Origin of the sequence: Bradyrhizobium diazoefficiens (assembly GCF_016612535.1) — a bacterium.
Taxonomy (GTDB): Bacteria; Pseudomonadota; Alphaproteobacteria; order Rhizobiales; family Xanthobacteraceae; genus Bradyrhizobium; species Bradyrhizobium diazoefficiens_C.
This window is the reverse complement of sequence record NZ_JAENXS010000011.1, coordinates 1-1,271: the sequence shown is the minus strand read 5'-3', so window position 1 is coordinate 1,271 and position 1,271 is coordinate 1. Positions and strand designations below refer to the sequence as shown.

General features: G+C 62.3%; 1 protein-coding gene. It reads right to left on the bottom strand.

All coding sequences use genetic code 11. The features are described from left to right. Nucleotides 1–136: 136 nt before the first annotated feature. Nucleotides 137–1,108 (bottom strand): IS110 family transposase, encoded by a 972-nt coding sequence (locus tag JJE66_RS37740; RefSeq protein WP_200513218.1) that lies wholly within the window; start codon nucleotides 1,106–1,108, stop codon nucleotides 137–139. Between the last annotated feature and the right edge of the window lie 163 nt (nucleotides 1,109–1,271).

The following is a 1,271-nucleotide window of genomic DNA, read 5'->3' as shown; positions in this document are numbered from 1 at the left end:
CAAGGCGTGGCCTGGCGGCAGTTGATGTGAGGTGAGACGCGCGCGACGGCCATCCTTGACGGCCGCGGTGCGCGGCGTCGTCTTGACGGCAGGTCGGGACGAAGAAACGGTCGCCTGGTCGAACCAAGAAACGCGATCAGGTGACGGACACACTCACGGTTTTGGGCGGTTCAGCGACCCACGGTGTTCCGCGGGCGACGACGGCGTTGATGATGACGATCAGCTTTCTGGCACAGGCGACGAGCGCGCGCTTGTGGCCCTTGCCGGCGGCGATCAGCCGGCTGTACAGGGCCATGAGCTGCGGGTTCCAGCGGAAGGAGGCCGGAAGAGCTGCGGTGTAGAGTGCCTGACGCAAGCGCTGGCGTCCGCCGTCAATTCGACGGGCGCCGATATGCTTGCCGCTGTCGTCATCGTAAGGCGCAAGTCCGGTGAGGGCTGCGGCTTGCTCGCGGGTGATCCGACCGATCTCGGGCATCCTGATCAAGATGGCAACCGCGGTCGGCAAGCCGCTGCCGCCAACGCTGTAGATCAGATCGAGACGTGCGGCGAGATCGCGATGCTTGCGGATCGCTGCCACCAAGGCCTTGAACTCGGCTCGTCTGTGCTTGGCCAACAGAGCAATCTGCTCCTTCCAGAACTTCTGGATACGCTCGTCACGGCAGCTCTCCAGCCGATTTTTGAGCTTTGCGATGTCCTCCTTGATCTGGTCGATCATCGTCAGATGCACGGCAAAGGGCTGCAGCCGGGGGTCTGGAGCGGGATGGATGTTCTTGACCGCGGCGGTGCAGGCCGCAATCAACGCAGCATCGATCTTGTCGTTCTTGGCCCGTTGCAAATGGAACGTGGCATAGGCACGGACCTGGATCGGCTGAAATACGATGACGACAAACCGCTTGCGTCGCAGTTCGGCAACCGCCGCCTGCTCATAACCACCGCTCGCCTCGATCCCAACCCTCTTGACCTTGTGGCGCTTCAGCCACTCCACCAACTCCTGGTGACCTTCCGCCGTGTTCTTGACCTGCAGCTCCTCCGAACTGCCATCGAGCGCCACGTCGAGCTTGTCTTTGCTAGTATCGATTCCGGCACAGATCGTGTTACGTTTGGCCATCTTCCTCGACCCTCCCTTGTGATGCGAACCTGAAGTTCGTTCAACCATGCGGGTCCCGATGAAGTGCCGACCGCGATCTTGCTACGAAACGCAGCTCTCAGGGGCTTCGGTGGGCATCGATCCGATCGATCGGCGGCCCAGCCCGGGTGGCCACCCGGGCTGG

Coding starts and splice junctions, on each gene's coding strand:
- JJE66_RS37740 (WP_200513218.1), bottom strand. CDS start 1,108: ATGGCCAAACGTAACACGATCTGTGCCGGAATCGATACTAGCAAAGAC.